Consider the following 15,225-nt stretch of genomic DNA (forward strand, 5'->3'; position numbering starts at 1 on the left):
ACTGGATAAAAATCATGTCTGCCAAGGAAATCAAATTCTCCACCGATGCGCGCGACCGCATGCTACGCGGCGTCGAGATCCTCACCAATGCGGTGAAGGTCACGCTCGGCCCCAAGGGCCGCAACGTCATCATCGACAAGGCCTATGGCGCGCCGCGCATCACCAAGGACGGCGTCACCGTCGCCAAGGAAATCGAGCTTGCCGACAAGTTCGAGAACATGGGCGCCCAGATGGTGCGCGAAGTGGCCTCGAAGACCAACGACCTCGCCGGTGACGGCACCACCACCGCCACGGTGCTGGCCGCCTCGATCCTGCGCGAAGGCGCCAAGCTGGTCGCCGCCGGCATGAACCCCATGGATTTGAAGCGCGGCATCGACCAGGCGGTTTCCGCCGTGGTCAAGGAAATCCAGGCGCGCGCCAAGAAGGTCAAGTCGTCGGCCGAGATCGCACAGGTCGGCACCATCGCCGCCAATGGCGATGCCAGCGTCGGCGAGATGATCGCCAAGGCGATGGACAAGGTCGGCAATGACGGCGTCATCACAGTCGAGGAAGCCAAGACCGCAGAGACCGAACTCGACGTCGTCGAAGGCATGCAGTTCGACCGCGGCTATCTCTCGCCCTATTTCGTCACCAATGCCGACAAGATGCGCGTCGAGCTGGAAGAGCCCTACATCCTCATCCACGAGAAGAAGCTCGGCAATCTGCAGGCGATGCTGCCGATCCTCGAAGCGGTGGTGCAGAGCGGCAGGCCGCTGCTGATCATCTCCGAGGACGTCGAGGGCGAGGCTCTGGCGACGCTGGTCGTCAACAAGCTGCGCGGCGGCCTCAAGGTCGCGGCCGTCAAGGCGCCGGGCTTCGGCGATCGCCGCAAGGCGATGCTGGAAGACATCGCCGTGCTGACATCAGGCCAGATGATCTCCGAGGACCTCGGCATCAAGCTTGAAAACGTCACCATCGAGATGCTCGGCCGCGCCAAGCGTGTGCTGATCGAGAAAGACACCACCACGATCATCGACGGTGCCGGCACCAAGGCGACGATCCAGGCGCGTGTCGCCCAGATCAAGGGCCAGATCGAAGAGACGACCTCCGACTACGACAAGGAGAAGCTGCAGGAGCGACTGGCCAAGCTCGCCGGCGGCGTTGCCGTCATCCGCGTCGGCGGCGTCACCGAGTCGGAAGTCAAGGAAAAGAAGGACCGCATCGACGATGCGCTGAACGCCACCCGCGCGGCGGTTGAAGAAGGCATCGTGCCCGGCGGCGGCGTGGCTCTGCTGCGTGCCCGCTCGGTGCTTGGCGGCCTGACCGGCGCCAATGCCGATGTCACGGCCGGCATCACGATCGTGCTGCGGGCGCTCGAAGCGCCGATCCGCCAGATCGCCGAGAATTCCGGCGTTGAAGGCTCGATCGTCGTCGGCAAGCTCACCGACAGCAAGGACCACAATCAGGGTTTTGACGCCCAGAACGAGGTCTATGTCGACATGATCAAGGCAGGCATCGTCGATCCGGCGAAAGTGGTGCGCACCGCACTGCAGGATGCCGGTTCGATCGCAGCCCTTCTGATCACCGCCGAAGCGATGATCACCGACATCCCGCCGAAAGACGCTGCCCCGGCGGGCGGCGGCGGTATGGGCGGCTACTAAAACCCGGGACTTGTCCGATCTCTTTGAGAGGTGAATGACGGCCCCGATCGGGGCCGTCATGATTCTCAAGATGATCGCAAAGTTTACGCATAGCTGCCTTGCCGTCCGGCTCAGCGCCGGGAGGCACCCCTGATCTTGCGGCTTTCGGAGGGGACGCAATCCACGCTAGACTGTGCGGGCGGCCGTCTGGTCGCGGAGCTCGCCGACTTTGGCAAGCGATCGGACGAACAGCTATCCTCGATACGGAGACACGTTCATGTTTGCGGCCAAGGCCATCGACACCTCAGACAAGGCCGCGTTCTACCGCGACCTCGCCACTCAGCTTAAGGCGCTGCTCGACGGCGAGCGCGATTCGATCGCCAACGCCGCCAACACCGCAGCACTCATCTTCCAGATGGTGCCGGACCTCAACTGGGCCGGGTTCTATTTCCTGCAGTCGGACGAGGAAATGGTGCTCGGGCCGTTCCAGGGCAAGCCGGCCTGTATGCGCATCGCCGTCGGCAAGGGCGTGTGCGGAACGGCGGTCGAACTCGGCACCTCGATGCTGATCAAGGACGTGCATGATTTTCCCGGCCACATCGCCTGCGATGCCGACTCGCGCTCGGAACTGGTGGTGCTGCTCGAGGACGATGAAGGCGTCTTCGGCGTGCTCGATCTCGACAGCCCGCTGCCCGGCCGCTTCGACAAGGCCGACCAGGCCGGCATCGAGACGCTGGCGGCGATCTATGCCGCGGCGAGTTCGTTCGAGGACTAGGCCCGGTTTAGACTAGGCGAATTTCACCAGCAGCAGGCTGAAGCAGCCGATGAACAGGAAGGCCGAGAAGGCGAGCGCCAAGGGGCGCAGGCCGCGTGAGCGCAACTGCGAGATGTCGGCCTGCAGGCCCATGGCGGCCAGCCCCATGGTCAGCATGATGGTGGTGGCGAGCGCCATTGCCGATTTCACCTCGGCCGGCACGGTGACGAGGCTGTTCAGCGCCACGATGGCGACGAAGGCGGCGACGAACCACGGCATGGGCGGCCGCGCCGCCACCTCACTGCTGCTCCTGCGGCGCGCCATCAGGCCGAGCGCGACGACCATCGGCGCCAGCATGGCGACGCGGGTCAGCTTGGCGACGGTGGCGATCTCGCCGGACTGGGTGCCGTTCTGGAAGCCGGCGCCGATGACTTGCGCCACTTCATGGATCGAGGCGCCTGCCCACAGGCCGAAAGCGTGCTGGTCGAGGCCGAGCATGGGCGCCATGAGCGGGAAGCCGAGCATGGCGACGGTGCCGAACAAGGTGATCGAGGCGACGGCGTAGGTGACGTCCTCGTCGCGCGCATCGGTGACGATGTTGGTGGCGACGATAGCCGAGGCGCCGCAGATCGAGGTGCCGGCGGCGATCAGCTGCGCCAGCTTGGCGTCGACGCCGATCAGCCGACCGAGCGTGATGGTGAAAACGAAGGTGGCACCAAGCGTGGCCGCGACAATGCCGACGCCGCCGGCGCCGATCGAGACGACTTGGCCGAGCGTCAGCTGGAAGCCGAGCAGCACGATGGCGAAGCGCAACAGGCGCTTTTGCGAGAATGCGATACCGGCTTTGGCGTGCACCGGTGTGCCGAGCACGTTGGAGTGGATCATGCCGGCAACGACGGCCAGGATCATCGGGCTGAACAAGGCGACGCCGGAGACATTGCGGGCCGAGAAGGCAACAGCCGTGATCATCGTGACAAGGACGACGCCGGGGACGATGCCATTCCAGTTGAGGGATTTCCGCCTTGGTGTCAGATCAGCAGGAAAAGCGCTTTTCGGAATATCGTTCGCGAAGTGGGAAACGGAAGACAATGCAATGCTCCAGGCGAGTACGCGGGGAGAATGTCATTCCTCAAATAATCTTTCCAACGAATTATTTTCGTCATAATGATCGGTTTTTACGAACGATCGGTCGGGCATTGGCTGTGCGTCATCTTCTGGCCGACCTGGATTAAAGCTGCGCTTCGATCGCCGCCTTGTCGATCACCGACCAGACGTTCCTGATTGTGTCGTCGAGGAATTCATAGAAGACGTTCTCACTGAAGGAGATCTTCCGGCCGTTGATGGGCAGGCCGAAGAAGGTTCCCTTCGGCGTGCAGTTGAACTGGAGCCGGCTGGCTATGAACGGCGGTTCGGCGATTTGCAGTTGGATGTCGAAATAGAGGTCTGGGATCTCCCGAAAATCGCGCTCCAGCATTTCGCGGTACCCCGCCAGCCTGACGCGGTCGCCATTGTAGTGGACCTCGTCATGGACGAAGCGATGCAGATTTTGCCAATCCTGATTGTTGAGGCAGGCGATGTAGCCTCGATAGAGGTCGGTAACGGTCACGGCGATGGCTCCGGTGCTTGGTCTGGGTCGAGCAAAAAGATAGAACGACTGCGGGTGCAGTCCAGATGCGACATCGCCTGCCGGCGCGCCGCCTAGAACATGCCGCGGTCGTTGCTCCGCTGGTCGTCGTCCACCAGATGCGGCTGATAGATTCCCGTCCGCGCCGTCCGCCGCCAAGGCCGGGCCGGGTCCGCCGGATTTGTGTGGATATCGGCGACGGGGATGGAGGGTGTTCCATTGGCCGGGCATTGCGCCGCCACCGGCCGCCGGGGGCAACGATTCCCGAAGGCGCGGTCAGGCTGTGTTGCGCGGGGAGGGAGAAACTGGCCCAGTAATTGTTGCTTGCCGCGCGTCCCTGCATCTCGACGGCGAAAGCCGGCCGTCGGCGGCGGTGATTGTCGGATGCGTCCTCCAGAAAATCGATGCTGTCCGCGAACAGCGATGCCGATCCGATCCAGACGGCTACGGCAAACTCGATCCCGAAATAGGCCAGGTTCAGGATGGCAACCATCCGCACCCTTGTTCAGCGTTCCGGTCATATTTTGTCCATCGATCAATTGCCGTTTATCGCAAGGCCCGCAGCGATTCCATGACATGAGACATTACCGATCGAGCAGCCGCCTTGACAGCGCCACGCATCATGTTCCAGCTTGGCGCCATGTTCGTCCTCGCGCCCACCAACACCAAGCGACGCCGCACCTGCACAGTGCGGAGCGGCAGACTGATTGCGCGACGACAAAGACCGGCAGGATAGATCCGGTTCGTTCGTTTCCAGCCCCGCCCGCGACACCGCCGGCGGGGTTTTTCATATCTGGAGCACTTTGATGACCACCAATTCTTCTATCCGGCTTCGGCCCGCCGAGCCCGCTGACGCCACCGCGATCCGGGATATCGTTCGTGCCGCCTATGTCAAATGGGTGCCGGTGATCGGCCGCGAGCCGCTGCCTATGCGCGCCGACTACGACAAGGCTGTTGCCGAGCATCCGTTCGATCTCGCCGTCGAGGATGGCGGCATTGTCGGGATGATCGAAACCATCCTGGCCGCAGATCACCTCTGGATCGAGAATGTCTGCGTGGCACCGGATGCGCAGGGGAGAGGGATTGGCCGGCTGTTGCTGGAGCTGGCCGAGCGCAAGGCAATCGAAGCAGGACGTGCCGAGCTTCGCCTGCTGACCAATGGCGCCTTCGAGGCGAATGTGTCGCTCTACAAGAGGCAGGGCTATGTCATCGATCGGGAAGAGCCGTTCATGGGCGGCATGACGGTCTATATGAGCAAGAGGCTCGCGGGATTACCGGCAATCTGACGAAGGAGTTCGATAATGGCTGCCAGGGTCAGGCTTAAGCAACTCCTAGGGCTTTACGCGGTTTCCCGGCTGGAGGCGGGCGAGATCATTCCCGGTTGGGCGGACGGGCCAGGCTTCGTCAGCATCACAAGGACTGACGACGAGCTTTCGATCGTTTGCTTGCAGGACCGCGTGCCGCATGCCGTCAAGCAGGATATCGACTGGGTGGCCTTCAAACTCGAGGGCCCGTTTGCCTTCGATGAAACCGGTATCGTGCTGTCGGTTATCAGGCCGTTGTCGGAAAACGGGTTGGGCATCTTCCTGGTGTCCACTTTCGATGGTGACCATCTGTTGGTGAAAGCGACGGATCAGGCCGCCGCGAGGCGGTTTCTGGTCGAGGCCGGGCATATCTTGCTGTAGTCCATCCTCACCACTACTCGCTGGCCCAACCGCTCTGGCTCAATCACTGCCGCACTGGCTCAACGACTTCGGGGGTTGCGTTTGACAGCGGCGTTTGTGCATCGTTATCTCCATCCAGATATGACGGCCCGGCGCGGCCATGCGGCCAAGGAGAAAACCATGTCACACAATCTGCAATTCTATATCGATGGCGCGTGGGTCGATCCTGTTGTGCCCAACACATTGGACGTCATAGATCCCTCGAATGAGGACGCCTTTGCGCAGATTTCGCTAGGCTCCAAGGCCGATGTCGACAAGGCGGTGGCTGCCGCCAAGCGCGCCTTCAACAGCTTTGGTTTTACAGAGGTTGGTGAGCGGCTCGACCTGCTGAACCGCATCATCGCGGTCTACAAGAAGCGCAGTGGCGATCTTGCCGTCGCTGTGTCACGCGAGATGGGCGCGCCGCGCCAGATGGCGTTGGACAGCCAGGTCGGCATTGGGCTGGCGCATCTGACCAAAATGGCCGAGACGCTGAAGACTTTCGAATTCCGCCACGTGAAGGGCAACCATCTGGTGGTCAAGGAGCCGATCGGCGTCGTCGGGCTGATCACGCCGTGGAACTGGCCGCTCAACCAGATCACCTGCAAGGTCGGTCCGGCGCTTGCTGCTGGCTGCACGATGGTGCTGAAGCCCTCCGAGATCGCGCCGCTCGACGCCATCATCTTCGCCGAAATCCTGGACGAGGCCGGCGTGCCGAAGGGCGTCTTCAACCTCGTCAATGGCGACGGTCCCGGCGTCGGCCAGGCGCTGTCCAGCCATCCCGACATCGACATGGTGTCGTTCACCGGCTCGACCCGTGCCGGCATCCTGGTGGCCAAGGCCGCCGCCGACACGGTCAAGCGCGTGCATCAGGAGCTTGGCGGCAAGTCGGCCAACATCCTGTTCGGGGATGTCGACCTCGCAAGCGCCGTCAGCAAGGGCGTCGCCGGCTGCTTCAGCAACAGCGGCCAGTCCTGCAACGCGCCGACGCGCATGTTCGTGCCGCGCGACCGCCATGAAGAGGCGGCCGGCTATGCCAAGGCGGCTGCGGAAAAGTTCACCGTCGGCCCCGCTGACGCCGCCGGCACCAAGCTCGGCCCGGTCGTCAGCCAGGTTCAGTTCGACAAGATCCAGGACCTGATCCAGGCCGGCATCGATGAAGGTGCGACGCTGGTAGCGGGCGGCCCAGGCCGGCCGGCCGAGCTTAACCGCGGCTACTATGTCAGGCCGACGGTGTTCGCGGACGTCACCCACGACATGCGCATCGCGCGCGAGGAGATCTTTGGGCCGGTGCTGGCGATCATGCCCTATGACAGCGTCGACGAGGTGGTCGAGACCGCCAACGACACCGTCTATGGCCTCGCTTCCTACATCCAGGCCAAGGACATGAAGAAGGCGCGCGAAGTCGCGGCGCGCATGCGCACCGGTAATGTCTACATCAATTATCCGCAGTGGGACGCCGGCCTGCCGTTCGGCGGCTACAAGCAGTCGGGCAATGGCCGCGAATATGCCGAATACGGGCTCGAGGATTTCCTCGAGATCAAGGGCATCGCAGGGTATGAGGCGGCAGAGTAGACGGGGTACTGGCGGCGACTTTCAGGACTTGGGTTCCTCGCCCCCGCAAAGCGGGGGAGAGGTGGCCGCGAAGCGGTCGGAGAGGGGGCTGCGACGCTGGCAAGTTCCCTCTAAATCACCTAAGGCCGCGCCGCCCCCGCTCCGTCTCGGCTTCCCCGAGCCACCTCTCCCCCACTTCCGTGGGGGCGAGGAACCCAAACCCTGCCACGTCCCGCCATCCTCTTCCCATCAGATGCGGTTTAACTTATCTTGCCAATTGGCAAATACATGCTATATGTCTGCCAACAGCGAGGCACAAAATGCAGCTTCAGTCCATCGTCACCACGCCGGCCACGGTCGGAGCCGCTATCTCGGATGAAGAAGCTGGCGCGCTGGCGCGCACCACGGTCAATCTGTTCAAGGCCTGGAATCTCACCGACCTGGAGGCCTGCATCCTGCTCGGCGGCATGTCGGCGCGGACCTGGGCGCGTTGGAAGACTGGGGCGAAGGAAGGCGGCGTCGGCAGGATCGACCGCGACCTGCGCACCCGCTTGGCGCATCTGATGGGCATCCATAAGGGCCTGCGCTATCTGTTCACGGACCCGGCGCGCGGCTATGCCTGGATACGCAAGCCCAATACCGCCTTCGGCGGCCAGTCGGCCCTCGATCTGATGCTGCGCGGCGAAATTTCCGATCTCTCGGCGATGCGCGAATGGCTCGATGCGGAGCGTGGTGCATGGTGAGTGGGCTTGCGGTCCGGCGCGGCGTCCATTGGCACCAGACCTTCCGCATCATCCGCTCTATCCACCCGCCGATCGACCTGTTCGAGGACATTGCCGATCCGCGCGACTGGGAGGCGTTGGCCTCGGTCGAGGCGAAGACCAACCCGCGCATAAGGTTCGAGATCGGCGACCTCGGCAAGGTGTCGGCCGCAAGGCGGGTTTCCGGCCCCGGCGCCAGCTTCGTGATGGCGCCCTTCGTGCACTGTTCGACGCTGCGGCCGGGACGCTTCTCGGATGGCAGCTACGGCATCTACTATGCGGGCGACAGCGAGGAGGTGGCGCTGGCCGAGACCATCCACCACCATCAGAAATTCATGCGTGCCACCAACGAGGGGCCGGGCTGGACGGCGGATTTCCGCGTGCTGATCGGCAGCGTCGACCGCGACCTCGATGATGTCAACGCCGTGCCCGGCGTGCTCGACCCGGACGACTATTCCGCCTCGCAGGCGGAAGGGCGGGCGCTGCGGGCAGCAGGCAGCGACGGGCTGGTGTGGAACAGCGTGCGCATGCCGGGCGGCGGCTGCATCGGCATCTTCTGGCCCGACGCGATCACCATTCCAGTCCAGGGCCGCCACTACAGCTACCACTGGGACGGCGCCCGCGTCGACTTCGTGCGCCAGCACGATACGGGAAAGGTGCTTGCCGTCACATGATGGCGGCGGACACTCTTTACAGATCGCTGGGAAGCCGATATCCATAAATCCAAGGATTCGGATATATGGATAAGAAAAGCACTTTGAATGCGCTGGCCGCACTTGGCCAGGAGACGCGGCTGGATGTCTTCCGGCTGCTCGTGCGTGCCGGTCCGGAAGGTATCCCGGCGGGCGAGATCGCAACGAGGCTCGACACGGTCCAGAACACCATGTCGGCGCATCTGAAGGTGCTCGCCCATGCCGGGCTGATCCGTCCCGAACGCGACGGAAGGACCGTGCGCTATGTCGCCGATATGACCGGCTTGCGCGACCTGCTGGCCTATCTGATGGAAGATTGCTGCAATGGCGCGCCGGAGCTCTGCCGTCCCGTCATCAATGCCGTGACCTGTGACTGCTGAGGGGCTTGTGACTGTCCGCCGCGCGCCGTTCGAACAAGGAAAGCCATCATGACCGATCATGCTTTGAACGCAGCTGTGGCGGTGCGGCCCGGCATCGGCTTCGTCGAGAAATATCTGACGGTGTGGGTTGTACTGTGCATCGTCACGGGCATCGCGCTTGGCCATCTGCTGCCGGGCGTGTTCGGAGCCATCGCGTCGGCCGAGATCGCCAGGGTCAACATTCCTGTCGCCGTGCTGATCTGGCTGATGATCGTGCCGATGCTCTTGCGCGTCGATTTCGCCTCGCTGGCCAGGGTCGGCACCTATTGGCGCGGCATCGGCGTGACGCTGTTCATCAACTGGGCGGTGAAGCCGTTCTCGATGGCGCTGCTGGGCTGGCTCTTCATCGGCTGGCTGTTCCGGCCATGGCTGCCCGCCGTGCAGATCGATTCCTACATTGCCGGGCTGATCATCCTTGCCGCGGCGCCCTGCACGGCGATGGTTTTCGTCTGGTCGAACCTGACGCGCGGCGAGCCGAATTTCACGCTTTCGCAAGTGGCGCTCAACGACGCGATCATGATCGTCGCTTTCGCCCCCATCGTCGGCCTGCTGCTCGGCCTGTCGGCGATCACCGTGCCATGGGGCACGCTGATGCTGTCGGTCGCACTCTACATCGTCGCGCCGGTGATCGTCGCGCAGTTAGTTCGTGGCCGGCTGCTGGCAGCGAGGGGACAGGTCGGGCTCGATGCCCTGCTTGCCACGCTGCAGCCCTTGTCGCTGATTGCCTTGCTGGCGACGCTGGTACTGCTGTTCGGCTTCCAGGGCGAGCAGATCATTGCGCAGCCGCTGGTGATCGTGCTGCTGGCAGTGCCGATCCTGATCCAGGTCTATTTCAACTCCGGTCTTGCCTATCTGCTCAACCGCCTCAGCGGCGAGCGGCACTGCGTGGCTGGACCATCGGCGCTGATCGGCGCGTCGAACTTCTTCGAGCTGGCGGTGGCCGCCGCGATCGCGCTGTTCGGGCTGAATTCGGGCGCGGCTCTTGCCACCGTGGTCGGGGTGCTCATCGAGGTTCCGGTCATGCTGTCGGTGGTGTGGATCGTGAACCGCAGCAAGGGCTGGTACGAGAAGGGTGGCGCCGTCCGGAATACCATGTCGACTGGGAAGGCCTCGAAATGACCATCACCATCTACCACAACCCCGATTGCGGCACGTCGCGCAACACGCTGGCCATCATCCGGCAGTCGGGCGAGGAGCCGGAGGTGATCGAATATCTGAAGACGCCGCCGTCGCGACAAAGGCTAGTCGAACTGATCGCCGCGATGGGCATCACACCGCGAGACCTGCTGCGCGAGAAGGGCACCCCCTATGCCGAACTCAGCCTTGCCGACCCGAAATGGTCCGACGAGCAGATCGTCGATTTCATGCTGGCACATCCGATCCTTATCAACCGGCCGATCGTGGACAGCCCGCTCGGCGTCGTCCTTGCACGGCCGTCGGAAAAGGTGCTGGACATCCTGCCCAACCCGGAGATCGGTGCGTTCACCAAGGAGGATGGCGAGGTGATCACAGGCGCCTCGGGCAAACGCGCCGGCTGATGTTATTTCCATATTTTTCGAAATTAAGTTGACGGCGCGAAAAGTGCCGCGTAGTTTATTTCCATGAAACTCGAAAAAGCAGCTGCCCAGCTTGAAGCACTCGGCAATCCGACGCGACTTCAGCTCTATCGCATCCTGGTGCGCGCCGGTGACGACGGGCTTGCCGTCGGCAGCGTCCAGGGCAAGCTCGACATTCCGTCATCGACGCTGTCGCATCACCTCAAACGGCTGGTCGACACCGGGCTTGTCACGCAGGAGCGGCAAGCGACGACGCTGATCTGCCGCGCCAACTATCCCGGCATGAATGCGCTGATCGGCTATCTCGCCGACGAGTGCTGCGCTGACGCCGTCTGCGCGCCCGCCGTCGGCAAAGCACTGGTTTGATTTTTTTGCACTTATAATTCGAACATACCGGAAGGATCGAACCTATGGACATGATGGCAAACCTTCCCGTCGCGGTGATCGGCGCCGGCCCGGTCGGGCTGGCAGCCGCGGCGCATCTGGTCGAGCGCGGCATTCGTCCGTTGATCCTGGAGCGCGGCGAAAGCGTGGGTGCGGCGCTGCTCGATTGGGGCCATGTGCGGGTGTTTTCGCCATGGAAATACAACATCGATACGGCGGCGCGGGCGCTGCTCGACCGCTCCGGCTGGACGGCGCCGGACAGCCAGGGCCTGCCGACCGGCGGCGAGATCGTGCGCGATTATCTGACGCCGCTTGGCCGGCTTCCCGCGATCGCCGCCAATTTGAAGCTCGGCGCCGAGGTCACCGCGATCACCCGTCAGGGACACGACAAGGTCGCCAATGATGGCCGCAAGGACGCGCCCTTCGTCATCCGCTATCGCGATGCCGGCGGCGAACACCGCGTTCTCGCGCGCGCCGTCATCGACGCGTCCGGAACATGGTGGCGGCCAAATCCGATCGGCGTCGACGGGCTGCCGGTTTCCGGCGAAGGCGAGGCGTCGGCACGCATCGCCTATGGCATTCCCGACGTGCTCGGCAAGGCGAGAGAAGACTATGCGGGCAAGCGCATCCTGGTCATCGGCGGCGGGCACTCGGCCATCAACGTCGCGCTGGCGCTGATGGAGCTGCAGGATGCGGCGCCTGGCACCGAAATCTTCTGGGCGCTGCGCCACGCCAGCATCGAGAGATTGCTCGGCGGCGGGCTGAACGACCAGTTGCCGGAACGCGGCGCGCTTGGGCTGGCTGCCAGGCAGGCGATGGCGGATGGCAGGCTGAACATGCTGGCGCCCTTCGCCGTCAACGGCATCAAGACGCAGGGCGAGGGGCTTGTTGTCGATGCCGGCCTGGGTGGCAAGCCGTTCAGCCTGGCCATCGACCGCATCGTCGTCACCACCGGCTTCAGGCCAGACCTGTCGTTCCTGAGCGAAATCCGCATCGCGCTCGATCCCGCCGTCGAGGCGCCGCCGGCACTGGCGCCGCTGATCGATCCAAACTTCCACTCATGCGGCACGGTTCCCGCGCATGGCATTGCAGAGCTCGCCCATCCCGAACCGGGCTTCACCATCGTCGGCTCGAAATCCTACGGCCGTGCCCCGACCTTCCTGATGGCGACCGGCTACGAGCAGGTCCGCTCGGTGGTGGCCGATATTGCCGGAGACCATGCCGCGGCCCGCGAGGTCCGGCTGGTGCTGCCGGAGACCGGCGTGTGCTGCGCCGTCGGTGTCGCGACGGTAGCGGCAAGCGCCGGCTGCTGTGGCGGGCCCGCGCCGGCCGCTGTCGATGCCTGCTGCGTCAGGGATGCGGACGCCAAGGCAACCGGCGCATCGGGTTGCGGCTGCGCAACCGCGCCGGCCACCGAGCCGCGAGAGGATATGGCGGCCGGCGCCGATGCCTGAACGATCCGTCCTGCGCAAGGCGATCTGGGCGCTTGGGCTGACCCAGATCATTGGCTACGGCACGCTCTACTACAGCTTCTCGATCCTGGCGCCGGCAATGGCTGGGGAGTTCGGGCTCACGGAAGGCTGGGTGTTCGGCGCGCTGTCGGCCTCGCTGTTTGCCGGCAGCCTGTTCGCGCCGACTGCCGGGCGGTGGGCCGACCGCTTCGGCGCCGGCCGCATCATGACCGTCGGCTCGGTGGCGGCAGCCGTGGCGCTGGCGCTGTGCGCCGTCGCGCCCGACCGCGTGAGCTTCGTTGTGGCCTTGCTGGCGATGGAACTGGCCTCCAGCTTCGTTCTCTACAGCGCCGCCTTCGTTGCGATCGTGCAGATCGGGGTTCCCCGACCGCAGCGCAGCATCACCCATCTGACGCTTATCGCCGGGTTCGCCTCGACCCTGTTCTGGCCGCTGACTTCGGCGCTGCATGCGCATCTGACATGGCGCGAGGTCTATCTTTTGTTCGCCGCTCTCAATCTCGGCCTATGCCTGCCGATCCACGCGTGGCTGATGCGCCTGTCGCGCCGCCATGCAGCAGTCATGCCGCAAGAGCGCGGGTCCGCCCCCGATGAAGCGGGCACGCGGCTCGATGCGCGGCGCGGCCGGACCGCCTTCCTGCTCATGCTGGCGGGGTTCGCCACCGAGGGCTTCGTGCTGTCGGCGATCCTCATCCACATGGTGCCGCTGACGGCGGCGCTGGGGCTCGGAACCGCAGGCCTCTTCGTCTCGACCCTGTTCGGGCCGGCGCAGGTCGCCAGCCGGCTGATCAACATGCTGTTTGGCGGGCGGCTGCAGCAGACGCACCTCGCCGTCATCGCCGCATCGCTGATCACAGCAGGGCTGTGCGCACTGCTCCTGACGACGCCATGGCTGCCAGGCGCTTTCCTGTTCGTGTTGCTGTTCGGCCTTGGTTCCGGCCTCACCAGCATCGTCGGCGGCACCTTGCCGCTCGAACTCTTCGGCCGCGAGGGCTATGGTGCGCGGCTCGGATGGGCGAGCGCTGCCCGTCAGTTCACCTCGGCCTTCGCGCCGTTCGCGCTCGCCTTCATGATGGCGCGGACATCCGTCGCCAATTCGCTGTGGGTGCTGGTCGTCGTCGCCGCGAGCGGCGTGATCGCCTTCCTCGCCATCGTGCTGCTCAGACGGCGGGGCGGCCTGCCAGCGTTCGTGACCCATCTCGCGTGACTTGGCACCTGGCGCCGATCATGATGGTCTGCAAAAGGGTCCGGAACGCTGAGAGTGGGGATCGACCGCAATCCCTTTTGCATCTACCGCAGTGTACTGCCGACGGAAACCTGGCTCTTATGGAGCGCCGGGAAGACCGGCTCGACATCGAATGCGTCGCGGGGTTCCCGCTACCCGCGGTCACAGTGAACCAGGTGGAATCTTATGCAGAATGATCGTATTCAAGACCGGGTCAGCAAAACGAACGCTGGGATGGTTTGTTTGTCTGGGCGCCGGGGGCGCATTGGCAGCCATGATCTATGGTATTTTCACGCATCCCGAAGCGCAGACCCCGGCCGAGCTTTGGTCCGGAGTGGTCATCGGTGTTTTCCTTGTCGGTCTCATGGTGGCCGGGATTGCTGTCCAATACGCACGTTGGAGCATCGAAGGCGAAAACATCATCTACCGTCGTCTCTTCAGAAACAAAACGATCCCACTCTCCGAGTTGGCAGGCTTTGGACAAGTCATTGTCGTTGTCGTCGCTATTCCTTTCGTCCATGTGGATCTTTACGATCGCGAACTGAAGCTCATCGCGCGGCTTCCGGTAAGTCTCAAGGATTGGCCTGAAGCGGAAGCACGGCTTGCAGCGCGTTTGCGCTATGTCGTCAATGACGGAAGCCCCGCATTGCCCAAACGGAGGTTCGTCGATACACCGAAAAAGAAGCATGTCTTATAAGGCGTGACATCAATGCCTGAGAATCTTGCTCAGGAAAGCGCGGCTGCGGTCGGTCTTGGGGTGTGAAAAGAACTCGTCCGGCGTGCCGCTTTCGACGATGGCGCCGGCGTCCATGAACACCACGCGCTGGGCGACCTTGCGGGCAAAGCCCATCTCGTGCGTCACCACCATCATGGTCATGCCTTCCTCGGCGACCGCCACCATGACGTCGAGCACTTCGGAAATCATCTCGGGATCGAGCGCCGAGGTCGGCTCGTCGAACAGCATGATCTTGGGCCGCATGCCGAGGCAACGCGCGATCGCCACGCGCTGCTGCTGGCCGCCGGAGAGCTGTGCGGGATAGGCATTGACCTTGTCGGCGAGGCCAACCTTGGCCAACAATTCACGGCCTGCTTTTTCAGCCTCGGCACGCGGGATCTTGCGGACATGGATGGGGGCTAGCGTGACGTTCTCGAGTGCCGTCTTATGCGGGTAGAGGTTGAACGACTGGAAGACGAAGCCGATCTCGGTGCGCAGCTGCGTCATGTTGGTGGCGGGGTCGCCCAGGCGTTGGCCGTCGACGACGAGGTCGCCGTTCTTGATCGCCTCCAGGCCGTTGACGCAGCGGATCAGAGTGCTTTTGCCCGAGCCGCTCGGGCCGCAGACGACGACCACTTCGCGCGGCTCGACGCTGAGCGTGATGTCCTTGAGCACGTTGAGCGAGCCGAACCATTTGTTGACGCCGCGAAAGTCGATCATACCGGTCTTGGCAAGGCCCGTTGTGGTCAT

Annotated in this window: 17 protein-coding genes and 1 pseudogene; 14 read left to right on the forward strand and 4 right to left on the reverse strand. The window is 63.7% G+C overall.

Features of this window, described 5'->3' with window-relative positions; translation table 11 throughout:
* Nucleotides 1-14 precede the first annotated feature (14 nt).
* Together groL and msrC are read left to right on the forward strand one after the other, a co-directional pair.
* Nucleotides 15-1,640: a chaperonin GroEL gene (groL, locus tag NKI66_RS29465; RefSeq protein WP_023809339.1), complete on the forward strand. Its 1,626-nt coding sequence runs from the start codon at nucleotides 15-17 to the stop codon at nucleotides 1,638-1,640.
* Between the two features lie 256 nt (nucleotides 1,641-1,896).
* Nucleotides 1,897-2,394, forward strand: coding sequence for a free L-methionine (R)-S-oxide reductase MsrC (gene msrC, locus NKI66_RS29470; RefSeq protein ID WP_023809337.1), 498 nt, complete (start codon nucleotides 1,897-1,899; stop codon nucleotides 2,392-2,394).
* A 12-nt stretch (nucleotides 2,395-2,406) separates the two neighbouring features.
* Here msrC and NKI66_RS29475 read toward each other — a convergent pair whose 3' ends face one another.
* The 3 genes and pseudogenes from NKI66_RS29475 to NKI66_RS29485 form a co-directional block, all read right to left on the reverse strand.
* A complete protein-coding gene (locus NKI66_RS29475; RefSeq protein WP_023809336.1) occupies nucleotides 2,407-3,462 on the reverse strand; it encodes a YeiH family protein in 1,056 nt (351 codons plus the stop codon).
* Between the two features lie 139 nt (nucleotides 3,463-3,601).
* A complete protein-coding gene (locus tag NKI66_RS29480) occupies nucleotides 3,602-3,979 on the reverse strand; it encodes an ester cyclase (RefSeq protein ID WP_023809335.1) in 378 nt (125 codons plus the stop codon).
* Nucleotides 3,980-4,373: 394 nt separating this feature from the next.
* Nucleotides 4,374-4,490 (reverse strand): annotated as a pseudogene (locus tag NKI66_RS29485) (cation transporter); the annotation flags it as partial.
* A 313-nt stretch (nucleotides 4,491-4,803) separates the two neighbouring features.
* Here NKI66_RS29485 and NKI66_RS29490 point away from each other — a divergent pair.
* From NKI66_RS29490 to NKI66_RS29545, 12 genes are all read left to right on the forward strand, one after another.
* Entirely contained in the window at nucleotides 4,804-5,283 is a 480-nt protein-coding gene (locus NKI66_RS29490; protein WP_023809333.1) for a GNAT family N-acetyltransferase, read from the forward strand.
* A gap of 15 nt (nucleotides 5,284-5,298) precedes the next feature.
* Nucleotides 5,299-5,682 (forward strand): ACT domain-containing protein, encoded by a 384-nt coding sequence (locus NKI66_RS29495; protein WP_023809332.1) that lies wholly within the window; start codon nucleotides 5,299-5,301, stop codon nucleotides 5,680-5,682.
* 159 nt (nucleotides 5,683-5,841) lie between these two features.
* Nucleotides 5,842-7,275: an aldehyde dehydrogenase family protein gene (locus tag NKI66_RS29500; protein ID WP_023809331.1), complete on the forward strand. Its 1,434-nt coding sequence runs from the start codon at nucleotides 5,842-5,844 to the stop codon at nucleotides 7,273-7,275.
* Between the two features lie 299 nt (nucleotides 7,276-7,574).
* Entirely contained in the window at nucleotides 7,575-7,997 is a 423-nt protein-coding gene (locus tag NKI66_RS29505) for an MbcA/ParS/Xre antitoxin family protein (protein WP_023809330.1), read from the forward strand.
* Nucleotides 7,991-8,689 (forward strand): RES family NAD+ phosphorylase, encoded by a 699-nt coding sequence (locus NKI66_RS29510; protein ID WP_023809329.1) that lies wholly within the window; start codon nucleotides 7,991-7,993, stop codon nucleotides 8,687-8,689. The genes NKI66_RS29505 and NKI66_RS29510 overlap by 7 nt, the downstream gene beginning before the upstream one ends.
* 65 nt (nucleotides 8,690-8,754) lie before the next feature.
* Nucleotides 8,755-9,087 carry an ArsR/SmtB family transcription factor gene (locus NKI66_RS29515; protein ID WP_023809328.1) on the forward strand — a complete coding sequence of 111 codons (333 nt, stop codon included), beginning with the start codon at nucleotides 8,755-8,757 and terminating at the stop codon, nucleotides 9,085-9,087.
* Between the two features lie 48 nt (nucleotides 9,088-9,135).
* Entirely contained in the window at nucleotides 9,136-10,245 is a 1,110-nt protein-coding gene (arsB, locus tag NKI66_RS29520) for an ACR3 family arsenite efflux transporter (protein WP_023809327.1), read from the forward strand.
* Nucleotides 10,242-10,664: an arsenate reductase (glutaredoxin) gene (gene arsC / locus NKI66_RS29525; protein ID WP_023809326.1), complete on the forward strand. Its 423-nt coding sequence runs from the start codon at nucleotides 10,242-10,244 to the stop codon at nucleotides 10,662-10,664. Before arsB ends, arsC begins: the two co-directional genes overlap by 4 nt.
* Before the next feature lie 63 nt (nucleotides 10,665-10,727).
* Nucleotides 10,728-11,048, forward strand: a complete 321-nt coding sequence (locus NKI66_RS29530; protein WP_023809325.1) for an ArsR/SmtB family transcription factor — start codon at nucleotides 10,728-10,730, stop codon at nucleotides 11,046-11,048.
* A 50-nt stretch (nucleotides 11,049-11,098) separates the two neighbouring features.
* Complete coding sequence (locus NKI66_RS29535) at nucleotides 11,099-12,520, forward strand: NAD(P)-binding domain-containing protein (protein WP_502900167.1); 1,422 nt, start codon at nucleotides 11,099-11,101, stop codon at nucleotides 12,518-12,520.
* Nucleotides 12,513-13,742 carry an arsenite efflux MFS transporter ArsK gene (arsK, locus tag NKI66_RS29540; RefSeq protein ID WP_128305597.1) on the forward strand — a complete coding sequence of 410 codons (1,230 nt, stop codon included), beginning with the start codon at nucleotides 12,513-12,515 and terminating at the stop codon, nucleotides 13,740-13,742. The genes NKI66_RS29535 and arsK overlap by 8 nt, the downstream gene beginning before the upstream one ends.
* Before the next feature lie 211 nt (nucleotides 13,743-13,953).
* A complete protein-coding gene (locus tag NKI66_RS29545) occupies nucleotides 13,954-14,457 on the forward strand; it encodes a hypothetical protein (protein ID WP_128305598.1) in 504 nt (167 codons plus the stop codon).
* 9 nt (nucleotides 14,458-14,466) lie between these two features.
* Here the strand turns inward: NKI66_RS29545 and NKI66_RS29550 are convergent, their stop codons facing one another.
* Nucleotides 14,467-15,225 (reverse strand): amino acid ABC transporter ATP-binding protein, encoded by a 759-nt coding sequence (locus tag NKI66_RS29550; RefSeq protein WP_023813258.1) that lies wholly within the window; start codon nucleotides 15,223-15,225, stop codon nucleotides 14,467-14,469.

The organism is Mesorhizobium sp. M0518, from assembly GCF_040321125.1.
In the GTDB taxonomy this organism is placed as follows: Bacteria; Pseudomonadota; Alphaproteobacteria; order Rhizobiales; family Rhizobiaceae; genus Mesorhizobium.

Excerpts from the sequence above, each read along its gene's own strand:
- groL (WP_023809339.1), top strand. The coding sequence starts at position 15 with ATGTCTGCCAAGGAAATCAAATTCTCCACCGATGCGCGCGACCGCATG.
- msrC (WP_023809337.1), top strand. The coding sequence starts at position 1,897 with ATGTTTGCGGCCAAGGCCATCGACACCTCAGACAAGGCCGCGTTCTAC.
- NKI66_RS29490 (WP_023809333.1), top strand. The coding sequence starts at position 4,804 with ATGACCACCAATTCTTCTATCCGGCTTCGGCCCGCCGAGCCCGCTGAC.
- NKI66_RS29495 (WP_023809332.1), top strand. The coding sequence starts at position 5,299 with ATGGCTGCCAGGGTCAGGCTTAAGCAACTCCTAGGGCTTTACGCGGTT.
- NKI66_RS29500 (WP_023809331.1), top strand. The coding sequence starts at position 5,842 with ATGTCACACAATCTGCAATTCTATATCGATGGCGCGTGGGTCGATCCT.
- NKI66_RS29505 (WP_023809330.1), top strand. The coding sequence starts at position 7,575 with ATGCAGCTTCAGTCCATCGTCACCACGCCGGCCACGGTCGGAGCCGCT.
- NKI66_RS29510 (WP_023809329.1), top strand. The coding sequence starts at position 7,991 with ATGGTGAGTGGGCTTGCGGTCCGGCGCGGCGTCCATTGGCACCAGACC.
- NKI66_RS29515 (WP_023809328.1), top strand. The coding sequence starts at position 8,755 with ATGGATAAGAAAAGCACTTTGAATGCGCTGGCCGCACTTGGCCAGGAG.
- arsB (WP_023809327.1), top strand. The coding sequence starts at position 9,136 with ATGACCGATCATGCTTTGAACGCAGCTGTGGCGGTGCGGCCCGGCATC.
- arsC (WP_023809326.1), top strand. The coding sequence starts at position 10,242 with ATGACCATCACCATCTACCACAACCCCGATTGCGGCACGTCGCGCAAC.
- NKI66_RS29530 (WP_023809325.1), top strand. The coding sequence starts at position 10,728 with ATGAAACTCGAAAAAGCAGCTGCCCAGCTTGAAGCACTCGGCAATCCG.
- NKI66_RS29535 (WP_502900167.1), top strand. The coding sequence starts at position 11,099 with ATGATGGCAAACCTTCCCGTCGCGGTGATCGGCGCCGGCCCGGTCGGG.
- arsK (WP_128305597.1), top strand. The coding sequence starts at position 12,513 with ATGCCTGAACGATCCGTCCTGCGCAAGGCGATCTGGGCGCTTGGGCTG.
- NKI66_RS29545 (WP_128305598.1), top strand. The coding sequence starts at position 13,954 with ATGATCGTATTCAAGACCGGGTCAGCAAAACGAACGCTGGGATGGTTT.
- NKI66_RS29550 (WP_023813258.1), bottom strand. The coding sequence starts at position 15,225 with ATGACCACAACGGGCCTTGCCAAGACCGGTATGATCGACTTTCGCGGC.